The sequence below is a fragment of the Micromonospora echinaurantiaca genome, from assembly GCF_900090235.1.
Classification (GTDB): domain Bacteria; phylum Actinomycetota; class Actinomycetes; order Mycobacteriales; family Micromonosporaceae; genus Micromonospora; species Micromonospora echinaurantiaca.
This window is the reverse complement of record NZ_LT607750.1, coordinates 5066092-5090972: the sequence shown is the minus strand read 5'-3', so window position 1 is coordinate 5090972 and position 24881 is coordinate 5066092. Positions and strand designations below refer to the sequence as shown.

The window sequence follows — 24881 nt, the reverse complement described above, 5'->3', positions numbered from 1 at the left end:
CGGATGCGGCTGAGCGGGATCCACACGTACCCGGTCAAGGGTTGTCACCGGCTCGACCACGACGACGCGCGGGTGCAACCGTGGGGCCTGGCTGGCGACCGGCGCTGGATGGTGGTCGACGCCGCCGGCGTCGGCGTCACCCAGCGGGAGAGCACCCGCCTGGTCGCCCTGCGCGCCACCCTCCGCGACGGCGGCCTGCTACTGCGCGCGCCGGGCCGGCCCGACCTGGACGTGCCCGAGCCGGCCGGCGGCGCACCGGTCGCGGTGCGGACCTTCCGCAACCGGAAGCTGCCGGTCCCGGCGCTGCCCGCCGGGCCGGCGGCCGACGGCTGGCTCAGCGGGCTGCTCGGCCGGCCGGTCCGGCTGGTCTGGCTGGCCGAACCGACCCGGCACATCCCCGCCGGCGACCGCGAGTACGACACCGGCGACCAGGTCAGCTTCGCCGACGCCTACCCGCTGCTGCTGGCCAGCACCGCCTCGCTCGCCGCGCTCAACGACTGGCTCGCCGAGGCCGGCGAGGAGGCCGTGCCGATGAGCCGGTTCCGGCCGAACCTGGTGGTCGACGGCGCCCCGGCCTGGGCCGAGGACGGCTGGGCCGGGCGGCCGCTGTGGATCGGCGGGGTCCGCTTCCGCGCCGCCGGGCGCTGCGACCGCTGCGTGGTCACCACCACCGACCAGGAGACCGGGGTACGCGGGAAGGAACCGCTGCGCACCCTCGCCCGGTACCGCAAGGTCGAGCAGAAGCTGCTGTTCGGACTCCACCTCGTGCCCGCGACGACCGGCACCGTGGCCGTCGGCGACGCGGTACGCGTCGACGGCTGACCGGCCGTCGCGGCATCGCCGTTCAGGGGCTTGCCGGCGGCGCCCGCGCGGATCGATGATGGCCGAAACGGTCACACCGGCGAAGGAGTCGACATGGCGGTGATCCACCAACCTCGGGTGGCGTGGGACGCGGCCCGGGTGCTCGTCTGGGCGGTGACCGACGACGCCGTCCTCGACCGGCTCGGCGCCGGACTCGGCGACCTGCTCGGGCCCGGCTACGAACAGTCCCTGCGGGACACCCGGGACCGGCTGCGCTGGAACACCGACGGCGACCGGCTGCTGGTCGAGGCCGGACTGTGGCGGGTGCGGCTGGAGGACGCGCTGCGGACCCGCCCGGAGGCCGCCGAGCCGATCCGGCAGCTGACCGAGAACTGCGCCCGGCTGCTGCGCGACCGGCGGGTCACGGGCTAGCTGTCGCGCCGCCCCCGGCCATCGCCGCGAGGCGGCGCGCGAGCAGGGCAGCGGCCTCCCGCAGCTCCGGCGGCTCCAACACCTCCGCCTCGTAGCCCAGCCGGGCCACCTGCGCGGCGAGCCAGTCCAGGTTCTCCCCGCCGACGACGAGCACGCACCACCCGTCGCGATCGTCCTCGACGCGCCCCACCTGCGGCGGCACCAGCTCCCGCACCCGGTCGGGCCCGGCGTGCAGCCGCACCCGGGCGAGATACCGGTACGGCGCCTCGGTGACGGACCGCTGCACGTAGGCGACCGGATCCGGATGTTCCCGCGCCCGGAAGCGCCACGTCGTCGCCACCACCTCGCGCATCCGGTCCAGCCGGAAGGTGCGCCAGTCGTCGCGGTCGACGTCCCGGGCCATCAGGTACCAGCGGCGGCCGGTGGTCACCATCCGCACCGGCTCGACCGTGCGCTCGCGCTCCCCGCCGTCGCGGCCGGCGTACCGGAACCGCACCCGCACGGCGTCCCGGCAGGCCCGGGCGAGCGTCACCAGCAGCTCACCGTCGATCTCGACCCCGGGGCCGACGAGGGTCTCGGTGGCCCCGTGCACCGCCCGCACCTCGGCGCGCAACCGGGCTGGCATCACCTGGTCGAGCTTCGCCAGCGCCCGCAGTGCCGCCTCGCCCGCCCCGGCGACCGTGCCACCGGACGCCAACCGCAGGGAGACCGCCGTGGCGATGGCCTCCTCGTCGTCGAGGAGCAGCGGCGGCAGCCGGGTACCCGCACCGAGCTGGTAGCCACCACCGACGCCCGCCGTCGCGTGCACGGGGTAGCCGAGCGTGCGCAGCCGCTGCACGTCGCGGCGCACCGAACGGTCGGTGACGCCCAGCTCGGCGGCGAGCTCGCCAGCGGTCCAGGACGGCCGCCGCTGCAGCAGGGCCAGCAACCGCAGCACCCGCTCGGTGGTCCCCTCGACGGTCACGCGCACATCGTCGCACGGCTCACGGAACGTTCCTGTCCGCTATCCGCGGGAGGCTGGGTCCATGACCGACCAGACCTGGAACCCGCTGCTCCGAGACCAACTCGCCTGGCACTGGACCAGGCAGCTGCGCGACCGCCTCGACGGGCTCACCGACGACGAGTACTTCTGGGAGCCGGTGCCCGGCTGCTGGAGCGTGCGCCCCGGCGGCGCCGGCGACGCTCCGCTGCGGGCCGGATCGGGCGCGATGACCATCGACTTCGCGGTGCCGCAGCCCGACCCGCCGCCGTTCACGACGATCGCCTGGCGACTCGGGCACGTGATCGTCGGCGTGCTCGCCGTGCGCAACGCCGCGCACTTCGGTCGCGCCCCCACCGACTACCAGTCGTTCGAGTACGCCGCCACCGCCACCGAGGCGCTGGCCCAGCTCGACGCGGAGTACGCGACGTGGCAGGCCGGGGTCGAGTCCCTCGGTGAGGCCGGCCTCGCCCGCCCGTGCGGGGAGGCGGAGGGACCGTACGCCGAGCAACCGCTGGCGGCGCTGGTGTTGCACATCAACCGCGAGCTGATCCACCACCTGGCCGAGGTGTGCCTGCTCCGCGACCTGCACCTGCACACTTACCGGCAGACCTGAGAGGGCGAGGGTTGAGCCGGCGCTCAGCTGACCGTCGCCCGCGCCGATCCGGCCGGGCCGGCGGTGGACCAGCCGCTCGATGCCGGGCTGGTCAGGCGGCGCCGCGGCGGTCGACGAGGTCCAGCCACATCAGGATCTCGTCGCGGTCGTCGCCGGGCGCGACGCGTAGCGCGCCGGGCAGCCGCCCGATCTCCCGGTAGCCGAGGCCGCGGTAGAAGCGGTCCAGGCCGAGGCCGTCGCGCAGCGTCACGTGCAGCGCCTCCCAGCCCAGCTCGCGGCCGATCCGCTCGGCCTCGCGCATCAGCGCGGCGCCGTACCCGCGGCCCTGGGTGCCCGGGTGCACCATCACCCGCTTCAGCACGCACCAGTGCGCCTTCAGGTCGAACCGGTTGTCGCTGAAGATCAGCACTGCGGCCAGCCGTTCGTCCGCGTAGCCGACCAGCAGCCGGTCCGGGCCGCCCACGATGCCGGCGAACGTCGGGTCGGCGGTGGCGCGGACCTCGGCCGCCGTCACCGGCGCTACGAAACCGACGGCACCGCCGGCGTTGCTGACCTCGACCCAGAGCGCGACGATCTGCTCGCGCAGCTCGGGGGTCAGCTCGGGGTCGAGGACGAAACGCAGACTCACGCCCGCCATCCTGGCCCGGACGGCGGTTCGGCAGCCCGCGATCGTGACGCTTCCGACAGCACCGGTTCACGTCGTGACCGGCAGAGATGTCGCGATTGAGACAGCCCTGCCGGCTCGCGACCACACCGTTGGTGCGGGAGAGGGGACTTGAACCCCTACGCCCTCACGGACACAGGTTCCTAAGACCTGCGCGTCTGCCGATTCCGCCACTCCCGCCTGCGTCCGAGAGTCTAGAGCGTCTGGCCGCGGCGGTGTTGAGGCCTTCCTCCCGCAGGATGTTCGAGATCGTTCCGTGACTGACATGGCATCCGCCTGGCAGCTCGCGAAGCAGACGGGCCAGTGGCTTCGGTCCGAGTTCCGGATGCGCGAGCGCTTGGCTGAGCACCAGTTCCCGCCTCACGGATGGCGGCTGGACAGCGGGTCGTGGCGCGACCAGGCCGGCCTCTCGCAAGCGTTCACGCACCTGATACAGGTGGGCGCGGGAACAACCGAGGTCGCGGGCGACTTCCGTGATGGTCAGCTCTTTCGCGTCCACCCGATCGAAGAGCTCGACAAGCTGCTCCTCTCGAAGGTGCGCCTGGGAGCCGGAACGGACTCGCCGCTGCCCGGCCGATCGAGGTGCGGCCTTGACCTCTCGACTCCCAGCCCGCAACCGGCGGTTCCGCCCGGCGTAGGTCCCGGTCTGGCAATGGCAGTTCGGGCAGAGGAGGCGCAGGTTGGGCGGGCGGTTGTCGAGGAAGTCGCCGTTGACGTGGTCGACGTGCAGGGCGAGTGGCCGGCCCTGCCACCTCGGCCCGATGCCGCACTCTTCGCACTCCTCGGGCACGCCGATGGTGCCGAGGGCCCACTTCAACCGGCTGCCAGGAATGCGCCGGGACCCCTCCGGTAGCCGCACCAGCAGCTGCGCGGAGGTCATCCGCCGCTCGCGCCGCCCGGCACCGTTGAGCGCGCCCGTGAAGTGAGAGGTGTCGATGCCGAAGCGTTTCAGCTGGCGGCTGATGTGCGCGTGCGAGCCGCCGCTGACCCGCACTCCGAGCAACCGCATCACCTCGGTGACGCTGCGCGCGACGGCCGCCGCGGCGGCGAGCGCCTCGGGGGTGTACTTGTACCGGACCACGTACGCACCGTAGTGGCCCGGTACGACAGCCTCAGTCCAGCCCGAGGTCCCGGCGCAGCTTGGCGACGTGCCCAGTGGCCTTGACGTTGTAGAGCGCGCGCTCGATCTTCCCGTCGCCGTCGATGACGAAGGTCGAGCGGATCACGCCGGTGACGGTGCGGCCGTACATCTGCTTCTCGCCGTAGGCGCCGTACGCGCTGAGCACGCTCTTGTCGGTGTCGGAGACCAGCGGGAAGGTGATCGCGTCGCGCTCGCGGAACTTCGCCAGCTTCTCCGGCTTGTCGGGGGAGATGCCGACCACCTCGTAGCCGGCCGCCTGGAGCGAGGCGAGCGAGTCGCGGAAGTCGCAGGCCTGCTTGGTGCAGCCGGGCGTCATCGCCGCCGGGTAGGCGTACAGCACGACCTTGCGGCCGCGCAGGTCGGTCAGGGTGAGGGTGTCCCCGGTGTCGGTGGGGAGGCTGAACTCGGGCGCGGGGTCGCCGGGAGAGAGTCGCTCGGGCGCGGTCATGGCTGAGACCCTACCGCCGCCCGGGCCGGCCGGGCCGGTGGCGACGTGTGGCGACCGGCCCGGTGTCGCGCAGCCACCCCAGCGGCTCGCCCCCGACCGGCGAGCGGGGCCGAGGCGGAGCGCGGATGTCGTCGCGTCGTCCCGGGCGAGGATCAGCGTCGGCGCCCGAAGGCGGTGGTGATCAGGACCATGGCTTGTTGCCAGATATTGGCAACAGCGATGTACGGGAAATAGGCTGAGCCCGCCGGCGTGGAGAGGCCCGCCGTCGCGTGGGAGGTCGCGTGGAAACCCTGGCGATGCACATCTCGAACGGGATCATCGACGGTCCCGTCGCCGCGGTGTTCGCGGCGGTGGCGCTGGTCGCGATGACGTTCTGCGTCCTGCGTGGCCGCGCCGACCTGGACGACCGGCTCGCCCCGATGGCCGGCCTCGTCGCCGCCTTCATCTTCGCCGTGCAGATGCTCAACTTCCCGATCTTCACCGCCGGGGTCAGCGGCCACCTGCTCGGTGGGGCGCTCGCCGCGATGCTGGTCGGCCCGTGGGTCGGCGCGCTCTGCGTGGCGGTGGTGCTGGTCGTGCAGGCGCTCGTCTTCGGTGACGGCGGGGTGGCCATGCTCGGGCTCAACATCACCAACATGGCGGTCCTCGGCACCGCCGCGGCGTACCTGCTGATCGCGCTGCTGCTGCGGGTGCTGCCACGCACCCCGGCCGGCCTCGGCGTGACCGCGTTCGTCTCCGCCCTGGTCAGCGTGGTGATCGCGGCGATGGGCTTCGTCGGCCAGTACTGGCTCGGCGGCACCACCGACCTGGGCGGCAACCTGGGCGGCCTGGCCGGCACGATGGCCGGCGCGCACCTGCTGATCGGCATCGGCGAGGGCCTGATCACCGCGACCACGGTGGTCACCGTCGCCAAGGTGCGGCCCGACCTCGTCTACGCGCTGCGCGCCCTGAAGCCGGCCACGCCGGCGCCCGTTCCGGCCGTCGGAGGTGTCCGGTGAGGAAGCGTTCCTGGGGGTTCGTCGTCGGTGGGCTGCTGGTGGCCCTGCTGCTGGCCGGGGTGGTGAGCAACTTCGCCTCGTCGCACCCGGACGGGCTGGACTCGTCACTGCGCGAGGGCTGCACGTTCGACGCCGACGACAACATCACCGGCGGCAACTGCCCCGCGCAGGCGGAGCAGGAGCACGAGATCGGCGGCCCGCTGGCCGACTACGCCGTCTCGGGCCTCGACAACGAGTTCCTCTCCACCGGCCTGTCCGGGGTGGTCGGCGTGCTGCTCACCTTCGCCGTGGCCGGCGGTGCCTTCTGGCTGGTCCGCCGCCGGGGTTCGGCCGCCGCCGAAGGCGGGACCACCACCGCCGGGGGCGAGACCGCCGCCGAGGGCGAGGCCGCCGACGGGCGGCAGCGCGCCGGCACCGCCGGCTGAGCGGCGGTACGACGATGGGCGCCGGGCACGCGCACGTGCTGTACCGGGAGTCCGGCTCACCGGTGCACCGGCTCCCGCCCGAGGTCAAGATCGTGGCGATGGTGGTCTTCACCCTGGCCGTGGTGGCCACCCCGCGCACCGCGTTCTGGGCGTTCGGCGCGTACGCCCTGCTGGTGGCGGTGGTGGCGACGCTGGCCCGGGTGGGCCCCGGCTGGCTGCTCAGCCGGGCCCTGATCGAGCTGCCGTTCGTGCTGTTCGCGGTCGCGCTGCCGTTCCTCGGTGCCGGCGACCGGGTCGAGCTGCTCGGCCTGCGGCTGTCCGAGGACGGCCTGTACGGGGCGTGGAACATCCTCGCCAAGGGCACCCTGGGCGTGCTCGCCTCGCTGCTGCTGGCCGCGACCACCACCACCCGGGACCTGATCGTCGGCCTGGACCGGCTGCACTGCCCGCAGATCCTCACCCAGATCGCGACGTTCATGCTGCGCTACCTGGACGTGCTGGTCGGCGAGGCCCGCCGGATGCGGGTGGCCCGGGTCTCCCGGGGCGACGACCCGCGCTTCCTCTGGCAGCTGCGCGGCTTCGCGGCCGGCGTCGGGGCGCTCTTCCTGCGCGCGTTCGAGCGGGGCGAGCGGGTCTACCTGGCGATGCTGTCGCGCGGCTACTCGGGGCGGATGCCGGCGGTGTGGCAGGGTGCCGGTGCGGCGACGGCCGGGCAGTGGCTGGTCGCGGCCACCGTGCCGGTCCTGGCGGCCGCCGTCGCCGCCACCGCCGTCGTGCTGAGATGATCGGTGTCGTGCAGCCGACACCTCCCAGCCTGGACGTCCGTGGCGTGCGGTACGCGTACCCGGACGGGCACGTGGCGCTGCACGGGGTCGACCTGACCGTGCCGCGCGGCGAGCGGGTGGCGCTGCTCGGGCCGAACGGCGCCGGCAAGACCACGCTGGTGCTGCACCTCAACGGCATCCTGACGCCCACCGAGGGCAGCGTGCGCGTCGGCGGGCTGGCGGTGAGCCAGGACCGGGCCACCCTCGCCGAGGTGCGTCGTCGGGTGGGGATCGTCTTCCAGGACCCGGACGACCAGCTCTTCCTGCCCACGGTGGCCGAGGACGTGGCGTTCGGCCCGGCCAACCTCGGGCTGCGCGGCGCCGAGCTGGCCGCCCGGGTGGACGAGGCCCTCGCCGCGGTCGGCATGGGCGAGCACCGGGACCGGGCCCCGCACCACCTCTCCTTCGGCCAGCGCCGCCGGGTCGCGGTGGCCACCGTGCTCGCCATGCACCCGGAGATCCTGGTGCTCGACGAGCCCTCGTCGAACCTCGACCCGGCCGCCCGACGGGAGCTGGCCGAGATCCTCCGCGGCCTGCCGGTCACCCTGCTGATGGTCACCCACGACCTGCCGTACGCGCTGGAACTCTGCGAGCGCTCGGTGATCCTGGACGCCGGTCGGATCGTCGCCGACGCCCCCACCCCCGACCTCCTGACCGACCCCGACCTCCTCTCCCGCCACCGCCTCGAACTCCCCTACGGCTTCACCCCCACCCCGCGCTAGCGCCCCGCGATCTTGCACTTGCTGCCCGGGCACAAGCGGATGTAACCCGCGAATCGGGGGCCGAAAGTGCAAGATCGACGAGGTAAGGGGCGGCGCGGGGGGATCTGTCAGGGGTGGGGGGTGGGGGCGGTGGTCGGGGTGGGCTGGCGGGAGGCGGCGTGCAGGCGGAGGGCGCCGGCCGCGGCGGCGCCGGCGCCGGCGACGAGGACCAGGGCGACCAGGAGCCGGGCCGTGGTGCCCGGCCAGGGCACGGGGGCGACGGCGCGGGCGAAGACCGCCGCGTTGGCCACCCCGGCGAAGAGCGCCAGGCAGGCGCCGGCCAGCGCCAGCGCGAACTCGGCGGCCGGCCGGCGGGCCAGCGCGTAGACCCCGGCGGCGATCGCGCCGAGCCCGGTGAGCAACGCCCACACCTGCCCGGCGAGCAGGCCGGTGAGCAGCCCGCCGACGCCCCGGGCCCCGGCGTCGACCTCACGGCCCACGGTGAACACGACGGCGGCCAGCCCGCCGGCGACCAGCAGCGCACCGAGCCCGGCCAGCGCCCGCCCGCCGGCCGCGGACCGGGCCGGGAGCAGCCCGAGCGCGCCCACCGCGAGCAGCCCGACGACGGCCGCCGCCCACCAGGGGTACGCGTCCGGCGGCGGCACCCAGTCGAGGGTGCCGCGGATCTCCGCCGGCTCGCCGCCGGCGCGCAGCGGCACCACCCAGTCCCGCACCCGGTGCTCCCGGTCGGGGGCGGCCCGCACCTGCGGCGGCGGCGCCGACTCGCGCCACAGCGCCCGCTGGTCGTGCCAGCGCACCGTCGCCGAGTCGTCGACCCGCCGCCAGTCCGGCGCGGCGGCCGGGTCGGCCTCGGCCGGCAGCTTCGTGTCGCCGGCGAGGGTCCGGTTCAGGTACGTCGCCGGGGAGCGCAGGTTCTCGTACACCCCGTCCGGGCCGACCCGCAGGTAGGGCTCGCCGGAGTAGCCGAGCACCTCCACCGCGGCGTCGCCGGTGTTGGTCAGCTGCAGCCGGGCGCCCGCCTCCACCACCCGTACGCTCAGCCCCGGCCGGGCCGGGGTGACCGACGTGATCGCGGTGCGGTAGTCGGTCCCGTCCGGGGCGTCCGCGCCGTGCGCGGCGGCCGGCGCGGCGGTGGCGAGCGTGGCGGTGAGCGCCCCGGCGAGCACCAGCCCGGCGCGGGTCAGCAGGACGCGGATCACTTCCCGGCCGCCTCCACGGCCGCCCTGATCCCCTCCGGGCTGCGGTCGGCGACCGGCTTGCCGTCGACCAGGATGGTCGGGGTGCCGGTGACGTTCGCCTTGCTGGCCTCCTCGGTGACGTGCTCGGTCCACGGCTCGTACGTGCCGTCCCGCACGCAGGAGCCGAAGTCGTCCCGGTTCAACCCGACGCCCGCCCCGATGTCGATCAACTCGTCGTCGCTGAGGCCGGCGCCGCCCTCCGGCGGCTGCCGCTCGAAGAGCACGTCGGTGAACTCCTTGAACTTGCCACCCTCCGCCGCGCAGCCGGAGGCGGCCGACGACCGGGTGGAGTAGTCGGTGGTGGAGAAGCGGTTCAGGTAGGCCACCGGGTGGAAGACCACCTTGGCCTTGCCCTCGCTGACCAGCTGGTCGATCGTGTCGCCGCTGACCTGCTGGAACTGCTTGCAGGCCGGGCAGAGGTAGTCCTCGTAGAGGTCGATGGTGACCGGTCCGCTGCCGAGCACGACGCCGGTGCCGGGCTCGTTGGCGCCGGGCGGGGCGGTGAACTCGTCGGCCTGCTGGCTGGAGTAGACGCTCCAGCCGATCAGGCCGGCGACGACCAGCACCAGCACGGCGCCGATCGACACCCAGAGCGTCCGCTTGCGCCGCCGCTCCCGGGCGAGCTGTTCGCGGACCACCCGGGCCGAACCCTTCTGCGCCTTGCGACTACTCATCCTCGTCCTCCACGGGTGCGTCGCCCGTCAGCCAGCCGTCGACCGAGACGGGCGTGCGGGGCCAGATCAGCAGGAATCCGGCGAGTGCCAGGAATCCCAGGTCCCGGAGGATCTCCGGGAGGTAGCTCGGCGCCTGGCCCGGGGCGAGTTGCCCGCCGCTGCCGAAGCAGCCGCAGTCGATCGCCAGGCCCCGGCTCCAGGCCGAGGCGATGCCGGCGATGAAGACCACCAGCAGCGCCGCGGAGACCCCGGCGGCGAGTCGGGTGGCCAACCCGAGCAGCAGCAGTACGCCCAGCGCCAGCTCCACGAACGGCAGCGCGGCACCGACCACGGTCGCCACGTCGTACGGCAGGAGTTGGTAGGCGTGCACGGCGCGGCCGGAGGCGGCCAGGTCGTCGATCTTGGAACCGCCGGCGAGCAGCCAGACGGCGGCCAGGCCCAGCCGCGCGGCGATGCCGAGCCAGGGCCGGATGGCGGGCCAGCGGGCGGCCCGGATGCTCGGTGCGGTCACGGTCATTGGTCGTTCCGGCTCCGGTGGAAGTTCCCGGATCACCCGGCGAGGGCGTCGCCGACCGCCTCGACCAGGTCGGCGCGGGCCCGGGCGACCCGGGAGCGGATGGTGCCCACCGGGACCCCTTCCACCACGGCGGCCTCGGCGTACGACAGGCCGAGCAACTGGGTGAGCACGAACGCGCCGCGCCGCTCGGCGGGCAGCCGGCGGACCAGATCGGCGGCGCCGAGGTGGCCGGCCGGGTCCGGGTGCGGCCGGTCGGTCCAGGCGTGGCTGGCCAGCCGTTCGTCGAGGCGCCGCCGGCGTACCACGGCGCGCAGGTGGTCGGCGCAGGTGCGGCGGGCGATGCCGAGCAGCCAGGTGCGGGCGCTGGAGCGACCCTCGAACGACGGCAGCGCCCGGAACGCCCGCAGGTACGTCTCCTGGGTGAGGTCGTCCGCGCTGTCCGGGTCGACCAGGGCGGCGGCGAAGCGCCACACCTCGGCCTGGGTGAGCCGGACGAACGCGGCCTGGGCCACCGGATCACCGTCGCGGGCGGCGAGCGCCCAGCCGGTCGCCGACTCCCGCCCGGCGGCACCGGCCGGGTCGGCCGGACCGGCGGCGGTGGCGTCGCGCGGGGCGGGGATCACGACAGACCAGGTTACGCGGCGCCGTGCCGGGCGAGAGGGTCGTTCGGCCCTTCCATGTCCTGCGCCACGCCGGGAACTTTTCCCGGTCCCGGGCCGACTACCCGCTCATGACATGCGACGACGTACGCGCGGCGCTGTCGGCGCGGCTGGACGGCGAGGATCCGCGGACGGCGCCGGCGGCGCTGGACGCGCACACCGAGGGCTGCCCGGGCTGCCGGGACTGGCTGGCCCGGGCCGAGCGGGTGACCCGGCTGGTACGCGTGCAGGCGGTGGCCGTACCGGATCTGACCGCCTCGGTGCTGGCGGCGGTCGCCGCCGACCCGCAGGCCGCCGGGCGGACGGCGGCGGCAGCGGCGCGGGCCCGCCGGCAGCTGCTGCGGGTGGCGGTCGCGGTGGCCGCGGTCGCCCAGCTGGCCATCGCGCTGCCGATCCTGCTCGCCGGGCTCGGGGTGTCGGTGGATTCGCACACCAGCCGGGAGATGGCGTCGTTCGACGTGGCGCTCGCGGTCGGCTTCGCACTGGCCGCCTGGCGGCCCGAGCGGGCCCGCGCGTTCGTGCCGGTGGCCCTGGTGCTGGCGGTCTGCCTGGCCGGCACCAGCGCGGTGGACATCGCCAACTCCACCACGGCCCTGGTGCACGAGGTCGGCCACCTGGCCGCCGTGGTCCAGGCGGGCCTGCTCTGGGCGCTCGGCCGGGTCAGCGGCGAGCCGGACCGGCCGTTGTCGGCGGCGGTCGCGGCGGGGCGCGGATGACGCCGGGTCGCCGCGGTGGGGCGCGGGTGACGCCGGGTCGCCGCGGTGGGCCATCGTCGGCGAGCATGATCGGCATGACTGCCGCCATCCGCCGTTGGTCCGCCCGATTGACCGCCACCGCCGGCCTGCTGGTCACCGTCGTCGCCCTGCTGATCGCCCCGGCCGGCCCGGCCAGCGCCCACGCGGTGCTGGTGAGCAGCAGCCCGGTCTCCTCCTCGGTGGTGCCGAGCGCGCCGGCCGAGGTGGTGCTGACGTTCAGCGAGTCGGTACGCAAGGTGCCCGGCAAGATCCGGGTGATCGCCCCGGACGGCGACCGCGCCGACCGGGGTGAGCCGACCTTCGAAGGCTCGGTGGTGACCATCCCGGTGGACCCGGCCGGCGGGCGGGGCACCTACCTGGTCAGCTTCCGGGTGATCTCCGCCGACAGCCACCCGGTCTCCGGGGCGTTCACCTACTCGGTCGGCGCGCCCTCGGCGCCCCCGGTCGACACCGGCGACGACAGCCGCGCCGACCCGGTGGTCGGCGTCGCGGTCAAGGTCGCCAAGTACGTCGGCTACGTCGGGCTGCTGCTGCTCGTCGGCCCGGCGCTGGTGCTCGCCGCGCTCTGGCCGCGGCGGCTGCCCCGGCGCGGTCCGGCCCGGCTGGCCTGGGTCGGCCTCGGCCTGGTGACGCTCTCCACCGTGGCGACCCTGCTGCTCCAGGTGCCGTACACCGCCGGCGGTGGGCTCTTCGAGGTGACCGGGGAGGGGTTGAGCGTGGTGCTGGGCAGCGCCTTCGGCGCCGCGCACCTGGTCCGGTTGGGGCTGCTGGCCGCGGCGGCGTTCCTGCTCCGCCCGCTGCTGGCCGGGCCGGTCGGCCGGGCCGACCTGGTCATCCTGGGCGTGCTGGGCGGGGCCGCGCTGCTGACCTGGCCGGTGGCCGGGCACCCGGCGGCCTCGCCGGCGCCGGCGGTCTCGGTGGTCGTCGACGCGGTGCACCTGGGCAGCATGGCGGTCTGGCTGGGCGGGCTGGTGATGCTCGCCGGCTTCCTGCTGCCCCGGGCCGACGAGCGGGAGCTGGGCGCCATCCTGCCGATCTGGTCCCGCTGGGCGGCGCTCGCGGTCTCCGCGCTGCTGCTCGCCGGCACCGTCCAGGCGCTGATCGAGGTGGCCACCCCGAGCGCCCTGGTGGACACCACGTACGGCCGGCTGGTGCTGGCCAAGATCGCGCTGTTCGCGCTGGTGATCGGCGTGGCCGCGTACTCCCGTCAGCTGGTGCGCCGGCGTACCGGGGTGGAGCGGCCGGGGCAGGTGCGCCGGGCGGTCTGGGTGGAGCTGGCCGTCAGCGCCGTGGTGCTCGGCGCGACCGCGACCCTGGTGCAGACCACCCCGGCCCGCACCGCCGCCACCGACGTGGCCGGCTCCGAGGCCGGCTACTTCTCCACCACCGTGTCCAGCTCCCTCTACTCCCTGCAGATCGAGATCGACCCGGCCGAACGGGGCAACAACACCGTGCACTTCTACGCGTACACGCCGGACAACCGGCCGCAGCCGGTGGTCGAGTGGAAGGCCACCGCCGCGCTGCCGTCGGCCGGGATCGAACCGATCGAGGTTCCGCTGTTGCCGCTGACCGACAACCACGCCACCGGCGAGATGAACCTGCCGGCGGCGGGGGAGTGGCAGCTGCGCGTCACCGCCCGTACGTCCGACATCGACCAGGCCACGGTGACCGCCACCGTGCCGATCCGTTAGAGAGGTCCTCGTTCATGACCCGTCACCGGCGTTCCCTCACTGCCGTCGCCGCGCTGGCGCTCGGCGCCGTCGCCACCGCGGTGTTCGGCTTCGCGGCGCCCGCGTCGGCCCACGTCACGGTCAACCCGAAGGACGCGGCGCAGGGCGGGTACGCCCGGATCGCGTTCCGGGTGCCGAACGAGAGCGACACGGCGTCGACCACCAAGGTGGAGGTGGTGCTGCCGGAGAACGCCCCGGTCGGCTCGGTGTCGACCATGCCGGTGCCCGGCTGGACGGTGACGGTGGAGAAGCGCAAGGTCGACCCGCCGGTGGAGGTGCACGGCAGCCAGCTCAGCGAGGTGGTGTCGAAGCTGACCTGGACGGCCGCCGGGAACGCGGGGGTCAAGCCCGGCGAGTTCCAGGAGTTCCCGGTCTCGCTGGGCCCGCTGCCGCAGGTGGACCGGATGGTCTTCAAGACGCTGCAGACCTACTCCGACGGCAACGTGCAGCGCTGGATCGAGGAGCCGACGCCCGGTGCCGAGGAGCCGGAGAGCCCGGCGCCGGTGCTCACCCTCACCGCGGCCGGCGCGTCGGCCAGCCCCACCGCCGGAGCCCCGGCGGACGACGACGATGCCGACGAGGTCGAGGCCGAGGGCGTGGGCCTGGCGACCGGCCTCGGCATCGCCGGACTGGTCGCCGGCGTGGCGGGCCTGCTGCTCGGCGGGTTGGCGTTCGCGCGTACCCGCCGGGACCCGACGGCTTGAGTCACGAATCGACGCCTCGGCCCGCCGGTGATCCGGCGGGCCGACGTCTTTTCCGGATCCTCGACCGTGGATATCCGCTGATCAAGAGGCCGACGTCGGTAAGGTCGGCCGGGTACTCGGCTACGGAGGGGGACGGAGCGGATGCGGGTCGTGCGGGCGCTGCTCGGAACGGTGCTGTTGATCCTCGGGATTCCGGCGCTGTTGGCCGGTGGCGCGCTCTGGATGCTGGCTCGGCACGCCGACCCCGGCGGCGCGTTCACCGCCCGGTTCGAGCCGGTGCAGACCGCCGGGCACGCGGTGGTGGTCCAGGACGTGGACGCGCTGCTCCGCGCGGAGGCGCCGTTCGCGCGGGTCGGGTCGACGCTCCGGCTGGAGGCGCGTACCGCCGACGGGCCGGCCTTCGTCGGCCTGGCTCCCACCGACGAGGTGCGGCGCTGGCTCGACCCGGTGCCGCACGCCACGGTCCGCCGGGTGGCGCTGTCCCGGGGCCCGCTGCCGGTCCGGCTGGACCGCGCCGGCCCGGCCACCGACCCCGCGCCCGCCGACCCCGCACCCGCCGGCTCCGCGCCTGCGGCCGGTGTCGCGCCCGCCGCCGGTGTCGCGCCGGCCGCGGACGTGGCGCCGGTCGGCCGTTCCTTCTGGGTACGCGAGGGGATCGGCGCCCTGGAGTGGAGTCCGCAGGAGTTGGCCGACCGGCGGTTGAGCCTGGTGGTGATGCATCCTGACGGGCGGGCCGACCTGACGCTGCGGCTGCGGGCCGAACTGCGGTCCGGCTGGACCGCTCCGGCCACGGCGGGCCTGCTGGCCGGCGGGGTGCTGCTGGTGACGCTGGCGCTGCTGCTCCTGCTGCGGCCGGTCCGGCCCCGGGAGGTGGTCTTCGTGGTCGAGCCGGACCAGGTGCCGGTGCTGGCCGGGCGGCTCGGGGTGAGTTCGTTGAGCGGCCTGGGCGCGCAGCCGACCCGGGACACCGACCGGTCTCTGGTCGGCGGGCGGCAACTGGCGGCGGTCGGCGCTGCCGGGGCCACCCGGCCGGCAATCGGGTCGGTGCCCGCCCGCCGGCCGTCCACCCTGGCCGACCTGGCCGGGCCCGGCACGGCGGAGGCCCCGCGCCCGCGCGGGGTGACCCTGACGCTGGCCTGGCCGCCGACCGGGCCGGTGGAGACGGTCCGCCCGGTCGAGGTGGCCTACCGGACCGGCCCCGCCGCTCCGGCGGACCGGCCCGACACCGCGGACTGAGCGCCGGCGCGCCGCCGGCGTCCGTCAGCCCGGGTGACGACGGCGAGCGGCCCTCCGCGCTGCCGACGCGGAGGGCCGCCCTCACCGGGGGATCGGTGCTACCCGAGAGTCGTCTGAGGTAGTTGTGACCAGATTAGCGGTGAACGGTGCTACTCGGGAAGTCCGTCCATTTGATGCGACTTCTCCCGGCCCGGCGCCGACTCCCGCGCGGGTGCCCCGGGTCGCACCGGCAGCGTGACCAGCAGCAGCAGGCTGAGCAGCACGTACGTGTTGCGGACCAGGAACTCCACGGGCGAGTCGGTACGCGCGGGGGCGACCCCCCAGTCGTAGAAGGTGACCACCCCGTACACGATGAGGGCGGTGGTGCCCACCGCCAGCGCGGCCAGCCGGCGGCGGCGTCGGGCGCCGGCCACGGTGGACGGATCGGCGCGCCACGCGGCGTCCGCCAGCACCACCACCGCGGGGATGAACCAGTAGATGTGGTGCGTCCAGGTGATCGGGCTGACCAGCGCCCCGACCAGGCCGGTCAGGGCCAGCCCGGCGAGCGCGTCCCCGGCGCGGGCCGCCCGCGCCGCCCGCCACAGCCCGTACCCGGCGACGACCGCGACCAGCAGCAGCCAGCCCAGCCGGGACGGCTGCTCCGGTGCGGTGATCCGGCTGAGCAGCCCGAACAGCGACTGGTTGCCGGTGTAGTCGGTGCGGCCGACGCGGTCGGTGGCCCACAGCTCGTGGGTCCAGAACCGCCACGAGTCCCGTGGTGCCAGGGCCGCGGCGAGCAGGGTCGCCGCGGCGGCGGTGGCGCTCGCCACGATGGCGGCCCGCCACCGCCGGGTGGCCAGCAGGTAGACGATGAAGATGCCGGGGAAGAGCTTGAGCGCCGTCGCCAGCCCGACCCCCACCCCCGCCCACTTCCGCCCCTGCGGTACGGCGAACAGCAGGTCGGCCAGGATCAGCACGACCAGCAGCATGTTGATCTGACCAAAGGTGATCGTCTCGCGGGTGCTCTCCACGGCGAGCACCAGCAGCACCGCCACCACGAGGGTGAACAGCCGGGGCAGGTGGTGCCGGTCGATCACCGGCAGGACCAGCCACCGGGTGGTGACCACCACGGCGAGCGCGGTCAGCGCCGTGAAGATTGCCACGGTGGCGCCCAGCGGCAGCGCCCCGAACGGCAGCAGCAGCAGCGCGCTGAACGGCGGGTAGGTGAAGTACAGCTCGCCCTGCACCCGGTCCGGCTGGACGTAGTCGTAGAGCGGATTGCCGGCGGCCCACCAGTCCATCGCCCGCATGTAGATCTTCAGGTCGAAGAAGTCGTGCACCAGGCCCGGCAGGTAGAGCGCCGGCAGCACGGCGGCGAGCGCCAGCACGGCGAGGATCCGACGCACCCGACGGCCGCCGCCGGCGTCCTCGGTGGTGACGGCGGGCGGTGCGGCGGGTTTTGCTGGCACGGGCAAACCCTAACGGTCCGCTCGGCCGGGAGCGCGCAGCCGCGCATCGTGGGCTGCGCGTAGGCTGTGCCGGTGGCTGATCTCCTCGTCTGGATCGACTGTGAGATGACCGGGTTGGACCTCGGCAGGGACAAGCTGATCGAGGTGGCCGCGCTCGTCACCGACCCCGACCTCAACGTGCTCGGGGACGGCGTCGACGTGGTGATCCACGCCGACGAGGCGGCGCTGGAGGCGATGCCGGAGATCGTGGCGACGATGCATGGCAAGTCGGGGTTGACCGAGGAGGTCCGCCGGTCGACGGTGACCCTGGCGGAGGCCGAGGACATGGTCCTCGACTACGTCACCCGCTACGTGAAGGATCCGCGTACCGCCCCGCTCTGCGGCAACTCCATCGCCACCGACCGGGGCTTCATCACCCGGGACATGCCGCGCCTCGACGCCCACCTTCACTACCGGATGATCGACGTCTCCTCGATCAAGGAGCTCTGCCGCCGCTGGTACCCGCGGGTGTACTTCGGTCAGCCGCAGAAGGGTCTCGCGCACCGGGCGCTGGCCGACATCCGGGAGAGCATCCGGGAGCTGGAGTACTACCGGCGCACGATCTTCGTCCCGCTGCCCGGGCCGGACGTGGAGAGCGCCAAGGCGATCGCCGCCCAGCTCTGAACCGGCCGCCCGCCGGCGGCGGGTAACCCGCTGGACGCGGCGGGCCGGAGTGCGGCTATGATTGGTCCGCACCCGCCCGGGGCGATCGACCGGGTGGACGGCATGGTGGCTGTAGCTCAGTTGGCAGAGCACCGGGTTGTGGTCCCGGTTGTCGTGGGTTCAATTCCCATCAGTCACCCCACGAACGGAAGCCCCCTCCGCGGAGGGGGCTTCCGTCGTTTCCGGGGCGGCCGGGGCGCCGCCCTCAGGCGGTCGGGCTCGTGCTCGGCGCGACGTCCGGGTCGGCCGTCGCGTCGGCGCCCGGCGCGGCCGGCGGCTCGTACGGCAGGGCGCTGCCCTTGACGTACTGCTCCCAGCTCATGTTCCAGTCCGTCCAGCCGTTGCCGTTCTGCAGCTTCCGCTCGGTGCCCTTGACCACGATCGGGTCGCCGATGCGGGTGTTGGCGAACAGCCACGCACCGTTGGCCATCGAGACGTTCACGCAGCCGTGCGAGACGTTCACCCGGCCCTGCTGCCCCTCCGACCAGGGCGCGGCGTGGATGAACTCGCCACCCCAGGTGAGCCGCTGGGCGTAGTCGATCTTCGTCCGGTAGCCCTCCTCGGGGCCGAGCTCCTCGAAGGTGTCGAAGACCGTCTTGCGCAGCTTCTCGATCACCACCATCGTGCCGCTGGACGACGGCGTGCTCTTCTTGCCCAGGCTGACCGGGATGGTCTTGACCACGGCGCCGTCCTTGCGGACGGTCATCCGCTTGGTCTTGTTCTCCACCGTCATGATCAACGACGGGCCGATCTTGATGTCGACGGTGAGGTCGGCGCGGCCGTACCAGCCGTCGCCCATCGGCAGGCCGCCGGCCTGGACCCGGTAGGAGACGGTGCTGTTGGCCTTCCAGAACTCCTTCGGCCGGTAGCGGATCTCGGTGGGGCTGACCCAGTGCCAGATGCCCTCCTGGGCCGGCGTCGAGGTCACCGTCATCCGGCGCTGGACGTCGTCGCGGTGGTCCTCCGGCACGGCGCGGCTGAACTTGACGATCAGCGGCATGCCCACGCCGACCACCTGGCCGTCGCCGAGGAAGCTGCTCACCCGGACCTGCTTGGACGGCTTCTTCATGGTGGTGAAGGTGCTGGTCGCGGTGGCGGGCCGGCCGTCGTCACCGGTCGCCGTGACGGTGGCGGTGTAGGTCTCGCCGTACTCCAGCGCGCCGGCCGGGAGCCAGCTCTTGCCGTCCGCGGCGAGCTCGCCCTCGACGGCCTCGCCGGCCGAGTCCTTGAGTTCGACGCTGGTCTCCTGGGCGTCCTTCGTGGTGAAGGTGATGCCGGTGGAGGCGGGCACGTCCTTGGCGTCGGCCTGCGGCTCGGTGATGGTGGCCGCGGCCTTCGGCGCGGCGCTCTGGCTGCCGGCCTGCCACCCCGACGGCTTGTCGCCGCCGCCGTCGGTGCAGGCCGTGGTCAGCGCGAGTGCCGCGGCGAGCACTGCCGCCGCGAGCCCGCGGCGCCGCCCACCGTGGCGCTTCAGCTGGTCCTGGACAGCTCGCATGATTCCCTCACAGTCGTGGTCCCCGGTTGCCCATCGTCTCTCAACTGACGCACGGGGAGGGATACCCGTTGCCAGGGGTGCCCTGAAACACCCCGACCATCATGTCGGTAATTGGATATACCCGACACCAACTCCACCCACCCCGGCTCTCCCGCCCACCTTCCGCCCGCCTCCAAACGGTTGATCATGAGGTTGGCGGGGCGGAATGTCGGAATCGGCACCGCCAACCTCATGATCAACGGGGGGTGGGGTGGGGCGGGGGGCCGGGGGGTGGGGTGGGGGGTTAGAGGGTGGGGCCGGCGCCGCCGTCGGGGACCGGGAGGGCGCTGCCCTTGATGAACTCCGACCAGCTCACGCTCCAGGCTGTCCAGCCGTTGCCGGGGGCCAGCCGTCGCTCGGTGCCCTTGATGGTGATCGGGTCGCCGATCTTCGTCTTGCCGAACAGCCACCGGGCGTTGGCCATCGAGACGTTCACGCAGCCGTGCGAGACGTTCTGCCGGCCCTGCACGTGCTCCGACCAGGGGGCGGCGTGGATGTACTCGCCACCCCAGGTGAGCCGCTGCGCGAAGTCGATCTCGGTGACGTAGCGGTTCTCCGGATCGGGGTCGTCGCGGGTGTCGAAGACGGTGGACTCCTTCTTCTCCATCACCACCATCGTGCCGCTGGAGGAGGGGGTCTTCCGCTTGCCCAGGCTGACCGGCAGGGTGCGGACCAGTTGGCCGTCCTCGTACACCCGCATCTGCTTGTCGGCGTTGTCGACCTTCATCTCGAACGCCCGGCCGATCTTGGCCGTGGCCTTCCGGTCGACGTTGCCGTACCGGCCGTTGCTCAGCGGGATCCCGGCCAGCGCGATCCGCACGGTGAGCGTGGTGCCCGGCTTCCAGTACTCCGGCGCCCGGTAGTAGGCCTGGGTGCCGTTGTCGACCCAGTGCCACGCGCCCGGCTGCGGCGGGTCGGTGCTGACGAACATCCGCTTCTGCACCGCGGCCCGGTCCTTCTTCGGGATGCCCGGGTGGAACTCGGCGACCACCGGCATCGCCACGCCGTAGGTCTTGTCGTCGAAGAGGTAGAGCCCGGAGCTGATCATCGACTTGGGCTTGGCCATCGTGGTGAACGTGCTGGTGCCCTGGCTGGTCTGGCCGTCGGCCCCGGTCGCGGTGACGGTGGCGGTGTAGCGGGTGCCCCACTTCAGCGGCGCCGAGGGCACCCACGAGGAGCCGTCGGTGCGCAGCTTGCCGTCGACCTGCTTGCCGTCCGCGGTGGTCAGCGTGACGCTGGACACCTTCCCGCCGTCCGGCAGCTTGGCGCCGATCTCCGAGCTGACCGGCCGGTTCTTCGCCCCGTCGACCGGGCTGACCGACAGCGCCGGGCCGGTCGGGGCGGCCGGAGTCGACGGATCGGCCGAGGCGCCGGCGCTGGCGCTCGGCGCCGCCCCGTCCACGAATTCGGCCTTCTTCGGACCGGCGCCGCAGCCCGTCAGAGCCAGCGATGCCACCAGGCCGAGGGCTCCCACCATCGCCCCGGCCCGCGCGAACCTGCCCATCCCCACCTCTGTTCTCGCGTACCTGGCGGACATCGTGCCGCATCCGCGGCGCTCCCCTGGTCCCCCTGGCCGTAGGACCGGGGTGTTTGTCGCTTTCGCGGCTTAAGCTCGACCGAAGGGGGGAGCCCGGGATCGGATTGGAACCCGGCTCCGCGACCGTGCTAATGTTCTCCCCGTTGCCAGCGAGCGCCGCTAGCTCAACTGGCAGAGCAGCGGACTCTTAATCCGCGGGTTCGGGGTTCGAGTCCCTGGCGGCGCACCAGCAGGAACACCCTCAGGGCCGGTCGGTTAGACCGGCCCTGATCTGTTGGGCGGCCCCTCGAGCCGGCCAAGTCGCTGATCTCGGCGTGCAGCGTGGCGTGTGGCCCGGTCGAGGGCCTCGTCCTCGTGGATCGCGTCGACCCGGAGCACGCCGGCCCCTCGCCGCCGGCAGGCATGAGCCGTTGAACCATCCGCCGGGCGGGAACGAGTTGGACCGCCCGGCCTAGTGGTCTTCCCAACGCAGAGGGCCCATCTCGGCTCGAACGCTGATGTCGCAGTTGCCAGCCCGTTCTTCCATGGATCTCGCCGTAATTAGCTCTGTTCGAGGGAAAACTGGATCGATGACCGAGGGTGGGGCCGGTGGTCGGCGGGAAGGAGGGGGAGGGCGGAATCCGGATCCGCCCAGGCACGACGTGGGGAGGGCTGAAAGCGCCGTGCGAGACGGGCGCCGGGCGAACTTCCTGGAGTTGTTCTTCGATCTGGTGCTGGTATTCGCGTTGGCGGGAGTCGTCTCGCGGGTGGCGCCGGACCTGTCCGCCGACAGCGTCGCCAAGCGGTGGGCGGGCCTGCTGTACATCCTGGTGCTGGTCCTGCCGATCATGTGGCTGTGGACAACCACCGCCCACATCACCAGCCGCTTCGATCCGCGCCGGCCGGTCGTCCAAGCAATGGTGCTGCTCACGGCGTTGGGCGTGGTGTTCATGGCCTCGGCCTTGCCGTACGCGTTCTTCGAGCGCGGCTACGCGTTCGCCGTACCGTACGTCGTCCTTCAGGTCGGACGACCCTTGGTCCTCAACACGCTCGTGCGCGATCGCGCACAACGAAGCCTCAACACACGGTCGGCGCTCTGGTTCACCGTATCGGCCGTGCCGTGGCTGGCCGGCGTCCTGGTTGGGGACTGGAACCGGGTGGGCCTGTGGGCGCTGGCTATCACGATCGACCTCCTGGCGGCCCGCTCCGCCTGGCCGGTGCCCGGTATGAGCCGAACACTGGACAGCGCCTGGGAACCCACCAAGACCCATCACCTCGCCGACCGGTACGAGCAACTCCTGCTGATCGCACTCGGCGAGAGCGTGCTGTCCCTCGGGATCAGCTACACCGACACACCGGTGTCACTGGCCACGACGCTGGCACTCGTGGTCGGCTTCGCCACCACGGTGCTGCTGTGGCGGATCTACTACTACCGGGCCGGGCAGGTGCTCCCCGAAGCTGTCGACTCGGCCGGCGACCAGGTCAGAGCCGGCCGGAACACCGGACGCGCCCACATGCTGATGGTCCTAGGCATCGTGCTCGTGGCCGTTGGCTACGAAATCGTCCTGGCCCACCCGGGTGGCCATGTGCGGCCGGCCTGGCTGGTCGCGATCCTCGGCGGTCCCATCATCTTCGTCGTCGGCCGGATCGTGTTGGAACGCGTGGTCTTCAACAGGCTCGCCCGACGCAGACTCGTCGGCATCGCCACCCTGGCCGCTGCGGCACTGCCATTGATCTTCACCACACCATTGATCGTGGCCATCGGCGCCCTCGCAATCCTGCTCGGCATGGCCCTGGCCGACGCCCGACAGGCATGGGGCCGACCACCAGAGGACGCAGCACCAGCCGGCGTCCACTCGTAGAACACCTGATCCGAAAGGCGCAGCGGCGGCCCGCGGCGCACCAGCGGTTCGTCACCGGCCGGCCCAGCCGCCGGGGCGCGTCGGGGGAGTCAGCTTCGGGACGGGGCGGCGAGGCTGCGGTGGGGTGCCCGGCGAAGGGTGCGGGCGCTCGCCCCGCGAGTGGCCCAGAGCGCGACCGCGATGTACAGGATCTGCTCCGGGATGCGCTGCCACAGCGGGGACGCCGGTTCGTCGGCGAGCGGCACGTCGGCGGTGGCGGCGTAGATGTTCGCCGGCAGCATCACCACGAACAACAGCGCCAGGCAGTAGCCGGCGGCGCGGCGGGTTTGCGGGATGACCAGGCCCAGAGCGCCGAGGAGTTCCAGTACGCCGGTGAGATAGACCGCCGCCGAGGGGAACGGCACCGCGGGCGGCACCATCCGGACAAGGTCGTCGTGGGTCGGCATGACGGTGACGCCTGCCGGGACGAAGTGCGCGCTCGCGGTCATGACGAGCATGATCGCCAGGGCGTGGGCCGCGGCGGCGGGCCAGGTGGCGAACCGACGGACGCCGAGCGCGCCGAGCCCGCGTAGCCCCAGGAGCGCGATGAGGAGAACGGGAAGGGTCATGACGGATCCCATCTAGTCACTGTAAAGATACGATCGAAGCTATCGCCCATCCGCAATCTTGTCAATGACTAGTTAGCCGCCGTGACACAGGCCATCCGGCCCGGGTACGCCCCGACGTTCCAGCCCGGCAGAGCCCGCGCTCAGCCCCACTCGCGGCGTACCTGGGGCTCGCCCGGCCCCTCGGGCGGCGGATCCGTGTCGGTCGTCTCGACCTGGTCCTCCGGCGCGACCCGCGCCGGCAGCTTGCCGAACCGGACGTGCCGCTTGGCTTCGAACTCGTCGTCCGTCGACCGGTCGGGGTGCTTTCGGTCCTCGCTCATCGCCTGCCTCCCTCGCCGGGCCCCATTCTCCCGCGCGCTGATCCGCTCGGTATCCCGGACAACGGGGTGTCGGGGCGTCGTCGATACCGCGACATCGCGGATGTCGTGCGGATCACCCCGGTTCGGTGTCGGCCGTCCCCACTAGCCTCCAGGCATGTCGCTCACCCGGCTCACCCGCGCACAGGCGCGGCGCATCGCCGTGCGCGCCCAGCTGCTCGACGCGCGCCGTCGGGCCGACCTGCTCGCGGTCGTCCGCCAGCTGACGTTCCTGCAGCTGGACCCGACAGCCGCGGTGGCGCCCAGCGCCGACCTCGTCGCGTGGGGCCGCCTCGGCGCCGGATACCAGCCGGCCGACCTGCGCCGGGCGCTGGAGCGCGATCGGGCCCTGTTCGAGCACCGGGCCATGGTGTGGCCGATGTCCGACCTCCGGCTCCACCTCGCCGAGATGGCCGCGTGGCCGCAGGAGGCGCGGCGGCGCGAGTGGCTGCGGGCCAACGACGCGTTCCGCCGGTACGTGCTCGACCTGTTGCGCGACTCCGGGCCGCTGCTGTCGCGGGACGTGCCGGACCGCAGCGTCGTGCCGTGGCCGTCGACCGGCTGGACGAACAACCGCAACGTCACCCAGATGCTGGAGTTCCTCGCCGCCCGGGGCGAGATCGCCGTCGCCGACCGGGTCGGGCGGCAGCGACGGTGGGACCTGGCGGAGCGGGTCTACCCGGCCGGTACGCCGGTCGTCCCGGCGCCGGAGGCCCGCCGGATCCGGGCCGAGCGGCTGCTGCGGTCGCTGGGCATCGCCCGCCCGTCGCTGGTCGGCGAGGCCGGCGAACCGGTGGAGGTCGAGGGTACGTCGGGCACGTGGCGGGTCGACCCGGCGGAGCTCGGCGAGCCGTTCGCCGGGCGCACCGCGCTGCTGTCCCCGTTCGACCGGCTCATCCACGACCGCCGCCGGGCGCTGGAGCTGTTCGACTTCGACTACCGCCTGGAGATGTACGTGCCGAAGGCGAAGCGGCGCTGGGGCTACTTCGCGCTGCCCGTGCTGCACCACGACCAGCTGATCGGCAAGGTGGACGCCACGGCCGACCGCCCGGCATCGGTCCTGCGGGTGGACGCCGTCCATCAGGACGTCCGCTTCACCCCGCCCGTGGCCGCGGCCGTGCGCGCCGAACTGGACGCGTTGGGGTCCTGGCTCGGCCTCTCCGGCGTCGATGTCGCGCCACCCGCCGCGGTGGTTGGGCCGTGACCGGCCGGGTGCCCGGCAGTGGCGGAAAGCCCAGGTCAGCGGGGCTGTCGCGGGAGCGTGGCCGCAGGTGTGCCGGGCCGGCCGGCGG

27 protein-coding genes, 3 tRNA genes and 1 pseudogene are annotated in these 24881 nt (G+C 73.5%); 18 read left to right on the top strand and 13 right to left on the bottom strand.

Features of this window, described 5'->3' with window-relative positions; all coding sequences use genetic code 11:
* The first annotated feature begins 3 nt into the window (after positions 1–3).
* Positions 4–822 (top strand): MOSC domain-containing protein, encoded by an 819-nt coding sequence (locus tag GA0070609_RS22910; protein ID WP_088995682.1) that lies wholly within the window; start codon positions 4–6, stop codon positions 820–822.
* Between the two features lie 93 nt (positions 823–915).
* Positions 916–1233 carry a hypothetical protein gene (locus GA0070609_RS22905; protein WP_088995681.1) on the top strand — a complete coding sequence of 106 codons (318 nt, stop codon included), beginning with the start codon at positions 916–918 and terminating at the stop codon, positions 1231–1233.
* Here GA0070609_RS22905 and GA0070609_RS22900 read toward each other — a convergent pair.
* Complete coding sequence (locus GA0070609_RS22900; protein ID WP_088995680.1) at positions 1223–2197, bottom strand: helix-turn-helix transcriptional regulator; 975 nt, start codon at positions 2195–2197, stop codon at positions 1223–1225. The genes GA0070609_RS22905 and GA0070609_RS22900 overlap by 11 nt on opposite strands.
* A gap of 61 nt (positions 2198–2258) precedes the next feature.
* Here GA0070609_RS22900 and GA0070609_RS22895 point away from each other — a divergent pair, with 61 nt between their 5' ends.
* Positions 2259–2828, top strand: a complete 570-nt coding sequence (locus GA0070609_RS22895; RefSeq protein ID WP_088995679.1) for a DinB family protein — start codon at positions 2259–2261, stop codon at positions 2826–2828.
* Between the two features lie 91 nt (positions 2829–2919).
* On the opposite strand, the gene GA0070609_RS22890 is transcribed toward GA0070609_RS22895, so the two are convergent.
* Together GA0070609_RS22890 and GA0070609_RS22885 are read right to left on the bottom strand one after the other, a co-directional pair.
* Positions 2920–3456 carry a GNAT family N-acetyltransferase gene (locus GA0070609_RS22890; RefSeq protein ID WP_172899394.1) on the bottom strand — a complete coding sequence of 179 codons (537 nt, stop codon included), beginning with the start codon at positions 3454–3456 and terminating at the stop codon, positions 2920–2922.
* Positions 3457–3585: 129 nt separating this feature from the next.
* Positions 3586–3672: transfer RNA gene (locus tag GA0070609_RS22885), tRNA-Leu, on the bottom strand.
* A gap of 85 nt (positions 3673–3757) precedes the next feature.
* On the opposite strand from GA0070609_RS22885, the gene GA0070609_RS34575 reads away from it, so the two are divergent.
* Entirely contained in the window at positions 3758–4345 is a 588-nt protein-coding gene (locus GA0070609_RS34575) for a hypothetical protein (protein ID WP_231928384.1), read from the top strand.
* A gap of 82 nt (positions 4346–4427) precedes the next feature.
* The gene (locus GA0070609_RS33690; RefSeq protein ID WP_172899393.1) at positions 4428–4586 is read left to right on the top strand and encodes a hypothetical protein; all 159 of its coding nucleotides are present in this window, start codon (positions 4428–4430) and stop codon (positions 4584–4586) included.
* An 18-nt stretch (positions 4587–4604) separates the two neighbouring features.
* On the opposite strand, the gene bcp is transcribed toward GA0070609_RS33690, so the two are convergent.
* Positions 4605–5081: a thioredoxin-dependent thiol peroxidase gene (gene bcp, locus GA0070609_RS22875; protein ID WP_088995677.1), complete on the bottom strand. Its 477-nt coding sequence runs from the start codon at positions 5079–5081 to the stop codon at positions 4605–4607.
* Between the two features lie 281 nt (positions 5082–5362).
* Between bcp and GA0070609_RS22870 the strand changes: the two genes are divergently transcribed.
* From GA0070609_RS22870 to GA0070609_RS22855, 4 genes are read left to right on the top strand one after another with little or no spacing between them, the layout of a single operon-like run.
* A complete protein-coding gene (locus tag GA0070609_RS22870) occupies positions 5363–6079 on the top strand; it encodes an energy-coupling factor ABC transporter permease (RefSeq protein WP_088995676.1) in 717 nt (238 codons plus the stop codon).
* Entirely contained in the window at positions 6076–6504 is a 429-nt protein-coding gene (locus tag GA0070609_RS22865) for a PDGLE domain-containing protein (protein WP_088995675.1), read from the top strand. Before GA0070609_RS22870 ends, GA0070609_RS22865 begins: the two co-directional genes overlap by 4 nt.
* Before the next feature lie 14 nt (positions 6505–6518).
* Positions 6519–7289 carry a cobalt ECF transporter T component CbiQ gene (gene cbiQ / locus GA0070609_RS22860; RefSeq protein WP_088995674.1) on the top strand — a complete coding sequence of 257 codons (771 nt, stop codon included), beginning with the start codon at positions 6519–6521 and terminating at the stop codon, positions 7287–7289.
* On the top strand, positions 7286–8050 hold the full coding sequence (locus GA0070609_RS22855; RefSeq protein ID WP_088995673.1) for an energy-coupling factor ABC transporter ATP-binding protein: 765 nt from the start codon (positions 7286–7288) through the stop codon (positions 8048–8050). The genes cbiQ and GA0070609_RS22855 overlap by 4 nt, the downstream gene beginning before the upstream one ends.
* A 107-nt stretch (positions 8051–8157) precedes the next feature.
* Here GA0070609_RS22855 and GA0070609_RS22850 read toward each other — a convergent pair whose 3' ends face one another.
* The 4 genes from GA0070609_RS22850 to GA0070609_RS22835 are packed head-to-tail and all read right to left on the bottom strand — an operon-like array spanning position 8158 to position 11102.
* Positions 8158–9249: a hypothetical protein gene (locus GA0070609_RS22850; protein WP_408630608.1), complete on the bottom strand. Its 1092-nt coding sequence runs from the start codon at positions 9247–9249 to the stop codon at positions 8158–8160.
* Positions 9246–9962, bottom strand: a complete 717-nt coding sequence (locus GA0070609_RS22845; protein WP_088995672.1) for a DsbA family protein — start codon at positions 9960–9962, stop codon at positions 9246–9248. The genes GA0070609_RS22850 and GA0070609_RS22845 overlap by 4 nt, the downstream gene beginning before the upstream one ends.
* On the bottom strand, positions 9955–10479 hold the full coding sequence (locus tag GA0070609_RS22840; protein WP_088995671.1) for a MauE/DoxX family redox-associated membrane protein: 525 nt from the start codon (positions 10477–10479) through the stop codon (positions 9955–9957). Before GA0070609_RS22840 ends, GA0070609_RS22845 begins: the two co-directional genes overlap by 8 nt.
* A gap of 32 nt (positions 10480–10511) precedes the next feature.
* Positions 10512–11102 (bottom strand): sigma factor, encoded by a 591-nt coding sequence (locus tag GA0070609_RS22835; RefSeq protein ID WP_088995670.1) that lies wholly within the window; start codon positions 11100–11102, stop codon positions 10512–10514.
* A 107-nt stretch (positions 11103–11209) separates the two neighbouring features.
* Between GA0070609_RS22835 and GA0070609_RS22830 the strand changes: the two genes are divergently transcribed.
* The 4 genes and pseudogenes from GA0070609_RS22830 to GA0070609_RS34570 form a co-directional block, all read left to right on the top strand.
* Positions 11210–11854, top strand: coding sequence for a zf-HC2 domain-containing protein (locus tag GA0070609_RS22830; protein WP_088995669.1), 645 nt, complete (start codon positions 11210–11212; stop codon positions 11852–11854).
* 65 nt (positions 11855–11919) lie between these two features.
* On the top strand, positions 11920–13584 hold the full coding sequence (locus GA0070609_RS22825; protein ID WP_088995668.1) for a copper resistance CopC/CopD family protein: 1665 nt from the start codon (positions 11920–11922) through the stop codon (positions 13582–13584).
* A 14-nt stretch (positions 13585–13598) separates the two neighbouring features.
* The gene (locus GA0070609_RS22820; protein ID WP_088995667.1) at positions 13599–14327 is read left to right on the top strand and encodes a YcnI family copper-binding membrane protein; all 729 of its coding nucleotides are present in this window, start codon (positions 13599–13601) and stop codon (positions 14325–14327) included.
* A 732-nt stretch (positions 14328–15059) separates the two neighbouring features.
* Positions 15060–15563: pseudogene (locus GA0070609_RS34570) on the top strand (hypothetical protein); the annotation flags it as partial.
* Between the two features lie 149 nt (positions 15564–15712).
* On the opposite strand, the gene GA0070609_RS22810 reads toward GA0070609_RS34570, so the two are convergent.
* A complete protein-coding gene (locus GA0070609_RS22810; RefSeq protein WP_088995665.1) occupies positions 15713–17011 on the bottom strand; it encodes a glycosyltransferase family 87 protein in 1299 nt (432 codons plus the stop codon).
* 66 nt (positions 17012–17077) lie between these two features.
* Between GA0070609_RS22810 and orn the strand changes: the two genes are divergently transcribed.
* Both orn and GA0070609_RS22800 read left to right on the top strand, forming a co-directional pair.
* Positions 17078–17674, top strand: a complete 597-nt coding sequence (gene orn, locus GA0070609_RS22805) for an oligoribonuclease (protein WP_088995664.1) — start codon at positions 17078–17080, stop codon at positions 17672–17674.
* 105 nt (positions 17675–17779) lie between these two features.
* Positions 17780–17855, top strand: a tRNA-His gene (locus tag GA0070609_RS22800).
* Between the two features lie 63 nt (positions 17856–17918).
* Here GA0070609_RS22800 and GA0070609_RS22795 read toward each other — a convergent pair.
* A complete protein-coding gene (locus GA0070609_RS22795; protein WP_088995663.1) occupies positions 17919–19208 on the bottom strand; it encodes a L,D-transpeptidase in 1290 nt (429 codons plus the stop codon).
* Between the two features lie 283 nt (positions 19209–19491).
* Positions 19492–20751, bottom strand: a complete 1260-nt coding sequence (locus GA0070609_RS22790; RefSeq protein ID WP_088995662.1) for a L,D-transpeptidase — start codon at positions 20749–20751, stop codon at positions 19492–19494.
* 186 nt (positions 20752–20937) lie between these two features.
* Here GA0070609_RS22790 and GA0070609_RS22785 point away from each other — a divergent pair.
* Together GA0070609_RS22785 and GA0070609_RS22780 are read left to right on the top strand one after the other, a co-directional pair.
* Positions 20938–21013 (top strand) — tRNA-Lys (locus GA0070609_RS22785).
* Positions 21014–21281: 268 nt separating this feature from the next.
* Positions 21282–22625, top strand: coding sequence for a low temperature requirement protein A (locus GA0070609_RS22780; RefSeq protein ID WP_088995661.1), 1344 nt, complete (start codon positions 21282–21284; stop codon positions 22623–22625).
* 89 nt (positions 22626–22714) lie between these two features.
* Here the strand turns inward: GA0070609_RS22780 and GA0070609_RS22775 are convergent, their stop codons facing one another.
* On the bottom strand, positions 22715–23233 hold the full coding sequence (locus tag GA0070609_RS22775) for a DoxX family protein (protein WP_088995660.1): 519 nt from the start codon (positions 23231–23233) through the stop codon (positions 22715–22717).
* A 140-nt stretch (positions 23234–23373) separates the two neighbouring features.
* Complete coding sequence (locus GA0070609_RS22770; protein WP_088995659.1) at positions 23374–23553, bottom strand: hypothetical protein; 180 nt, start codon at positions 23551–23553, stop codon at positions 23374–23376.
* A gap of 154 nt (positions 23554–23707) precedes the next feature.
* On the opposite strand from GA0070609_RS22770, the gene GA0070609_RS22765 reads away from it, so the two are divergent.
* The gene (locus GA0070609_RS22765) at positions 23708–24793 is read left to right on the top strand and encodes a DNA glycosylase AlkZ-like family protein (protein ID WP_088995658.1); all 1086 of its coding nucleotides are present in this window, start codon (positions 23708–23710) and stop codon (positions 24791–24793) included.
* Positions 24794–24881: the final 88 nt, after the last annotated feature.

Bases quoted from the DNA above. Each gene is read 5' to 3' on its own strand.
- cbiQ (WP_088995674.1), top strand. From the start codon at position 6,519: ATGGGCGCCGGGCACGCGCACGTGCTGTACCGGGAGTCCGGCTCACCG.
- GA0070609_RS22830 (WP_088995669.1), top strand. From the start codon at position 11,210: ATGACATGCGACGACGTACGCGCGGCGCTGTCGGCGCGGCTGGACGGC.
- GA0070609_RS22895 (WP_088995679.1), top strand. From the start codon at position 2,259: ATGACCGACCAGACCTGGAACCCGCTGCTCCGAGACCAACTCGCCTGG.
- GA0070609_RS22820 (WP_088995667.1), top strand. From the start codon at position 13,599: ATGACCCGTCACCGGCGTTCCCTCACTGCCGTCGCCGCGCTGGCGCTC.
- GA0070609_RS22770 (WP_088995659.1), bottom strand. From the start codon at position 23,553: ATGAGCGAGGACCGAAAGCACCCCGACCGGTCGACGGACGACGAGTTC.
- GA0070609_RS22845 (WP_088995672.1), bottom strand. From the start codon at position 9,962: ATGAGTAGTCGCAAGGCGCAGAAGGGTTCGGCCCGGGTGGTCCGCGAA.
- GA0070609_RS22855 (WP_088995673.1), top strand. From the start codon at position 7,286: ATGATCGGTGTCGTGCAGCCGACACCTCCCAGCCTGGACGTCCGTGGC.
- GA0070609_RS34575 (WP_231928384.1), top strand. From the start codon at position 3,758: ATGGCATCCGCCTGGCAGCTCGCGAAGCAGACGGGCCAGTGGCTTCGG.
- GA0070609_RS22780 (WP_088995661.1), top strand. From the start codon at position 21,282: ATGTCGCAGTTGCCAGCCCGTTCTTCCATGGATCTCGCCGTAATTAGC.
- GA0070609_RS22905 (WP_088995681.1), top strand. From the start codon at position 916: ATGGCGGTGATCCACCAACCTCGGGTGGCGTGGGACGCGGCCCGGGTG.
- GA0070609_RS22910 (WP_088995682.1), top strand. From the start codon at position 4: ATGCGGCTGAGCGGGATCCACACGTACCCGGTCAAGGGTTGTCACCGG.
- GA0070609_RS22825 (WP_088995668.1), top strand. From the start codon at position 11,920: ATGATCGGCATGACTGCCGCCATCCGCCGTTGGTCCGCCCGATTGACC.
- GA0070609_RS22840 (WP_088995671.1), bottom strand. From the start codon at position 10,479: ATGACCGTGACCGCACCGAGCATCCGGGCCGCCCGCTGGCCCGCCATC.
- GA0070609_RS22765 (WP_088995658.1), top strand. From the start codon at position 23,708: ATGTCGCTCACCCGGCTCACCCGCGCACAGGCGCGGCGCATCGCCGTG.
- GA0070609_RS33690 (WP_172899393.1), top strand. From the start codon at position 4,428: ATGCCGAAGCGTTTCAGCTGGCGGCTGATGTGCGCGTGCGAGCCGCCG.
- bcp (WP_088995677.1), bottom strand. From the start codon at position 5,081: ATGACCGCGCCCGAGCGACTCTCTCCCGGCGACCCCGCGCCCGAGTTC.
- GA0070609_RS22795 (WP_088995663.1), bottom strand. From the start codon at position 19,208: ATGCGAGCTGTCCAGGACCAGCTGAAGCGCCACGGTGGGCGGCGCCGC.
- GA0070609_RS22790 (WP_088995662.1), bottom strand. From the start codon at position 20,751: ATGGGCAGGTTCGCGCGGGCCGGGGCGATGGTGGGAGCCCTCGGCCTG.
- GA0070609_RS22775 (WP_088995660.1), bottom strand. From the start codon at position 23,233: ATGACCCTTCCCGTTCTCCTCATCGCGCTCCTGGGGCTACGCGGGCTC.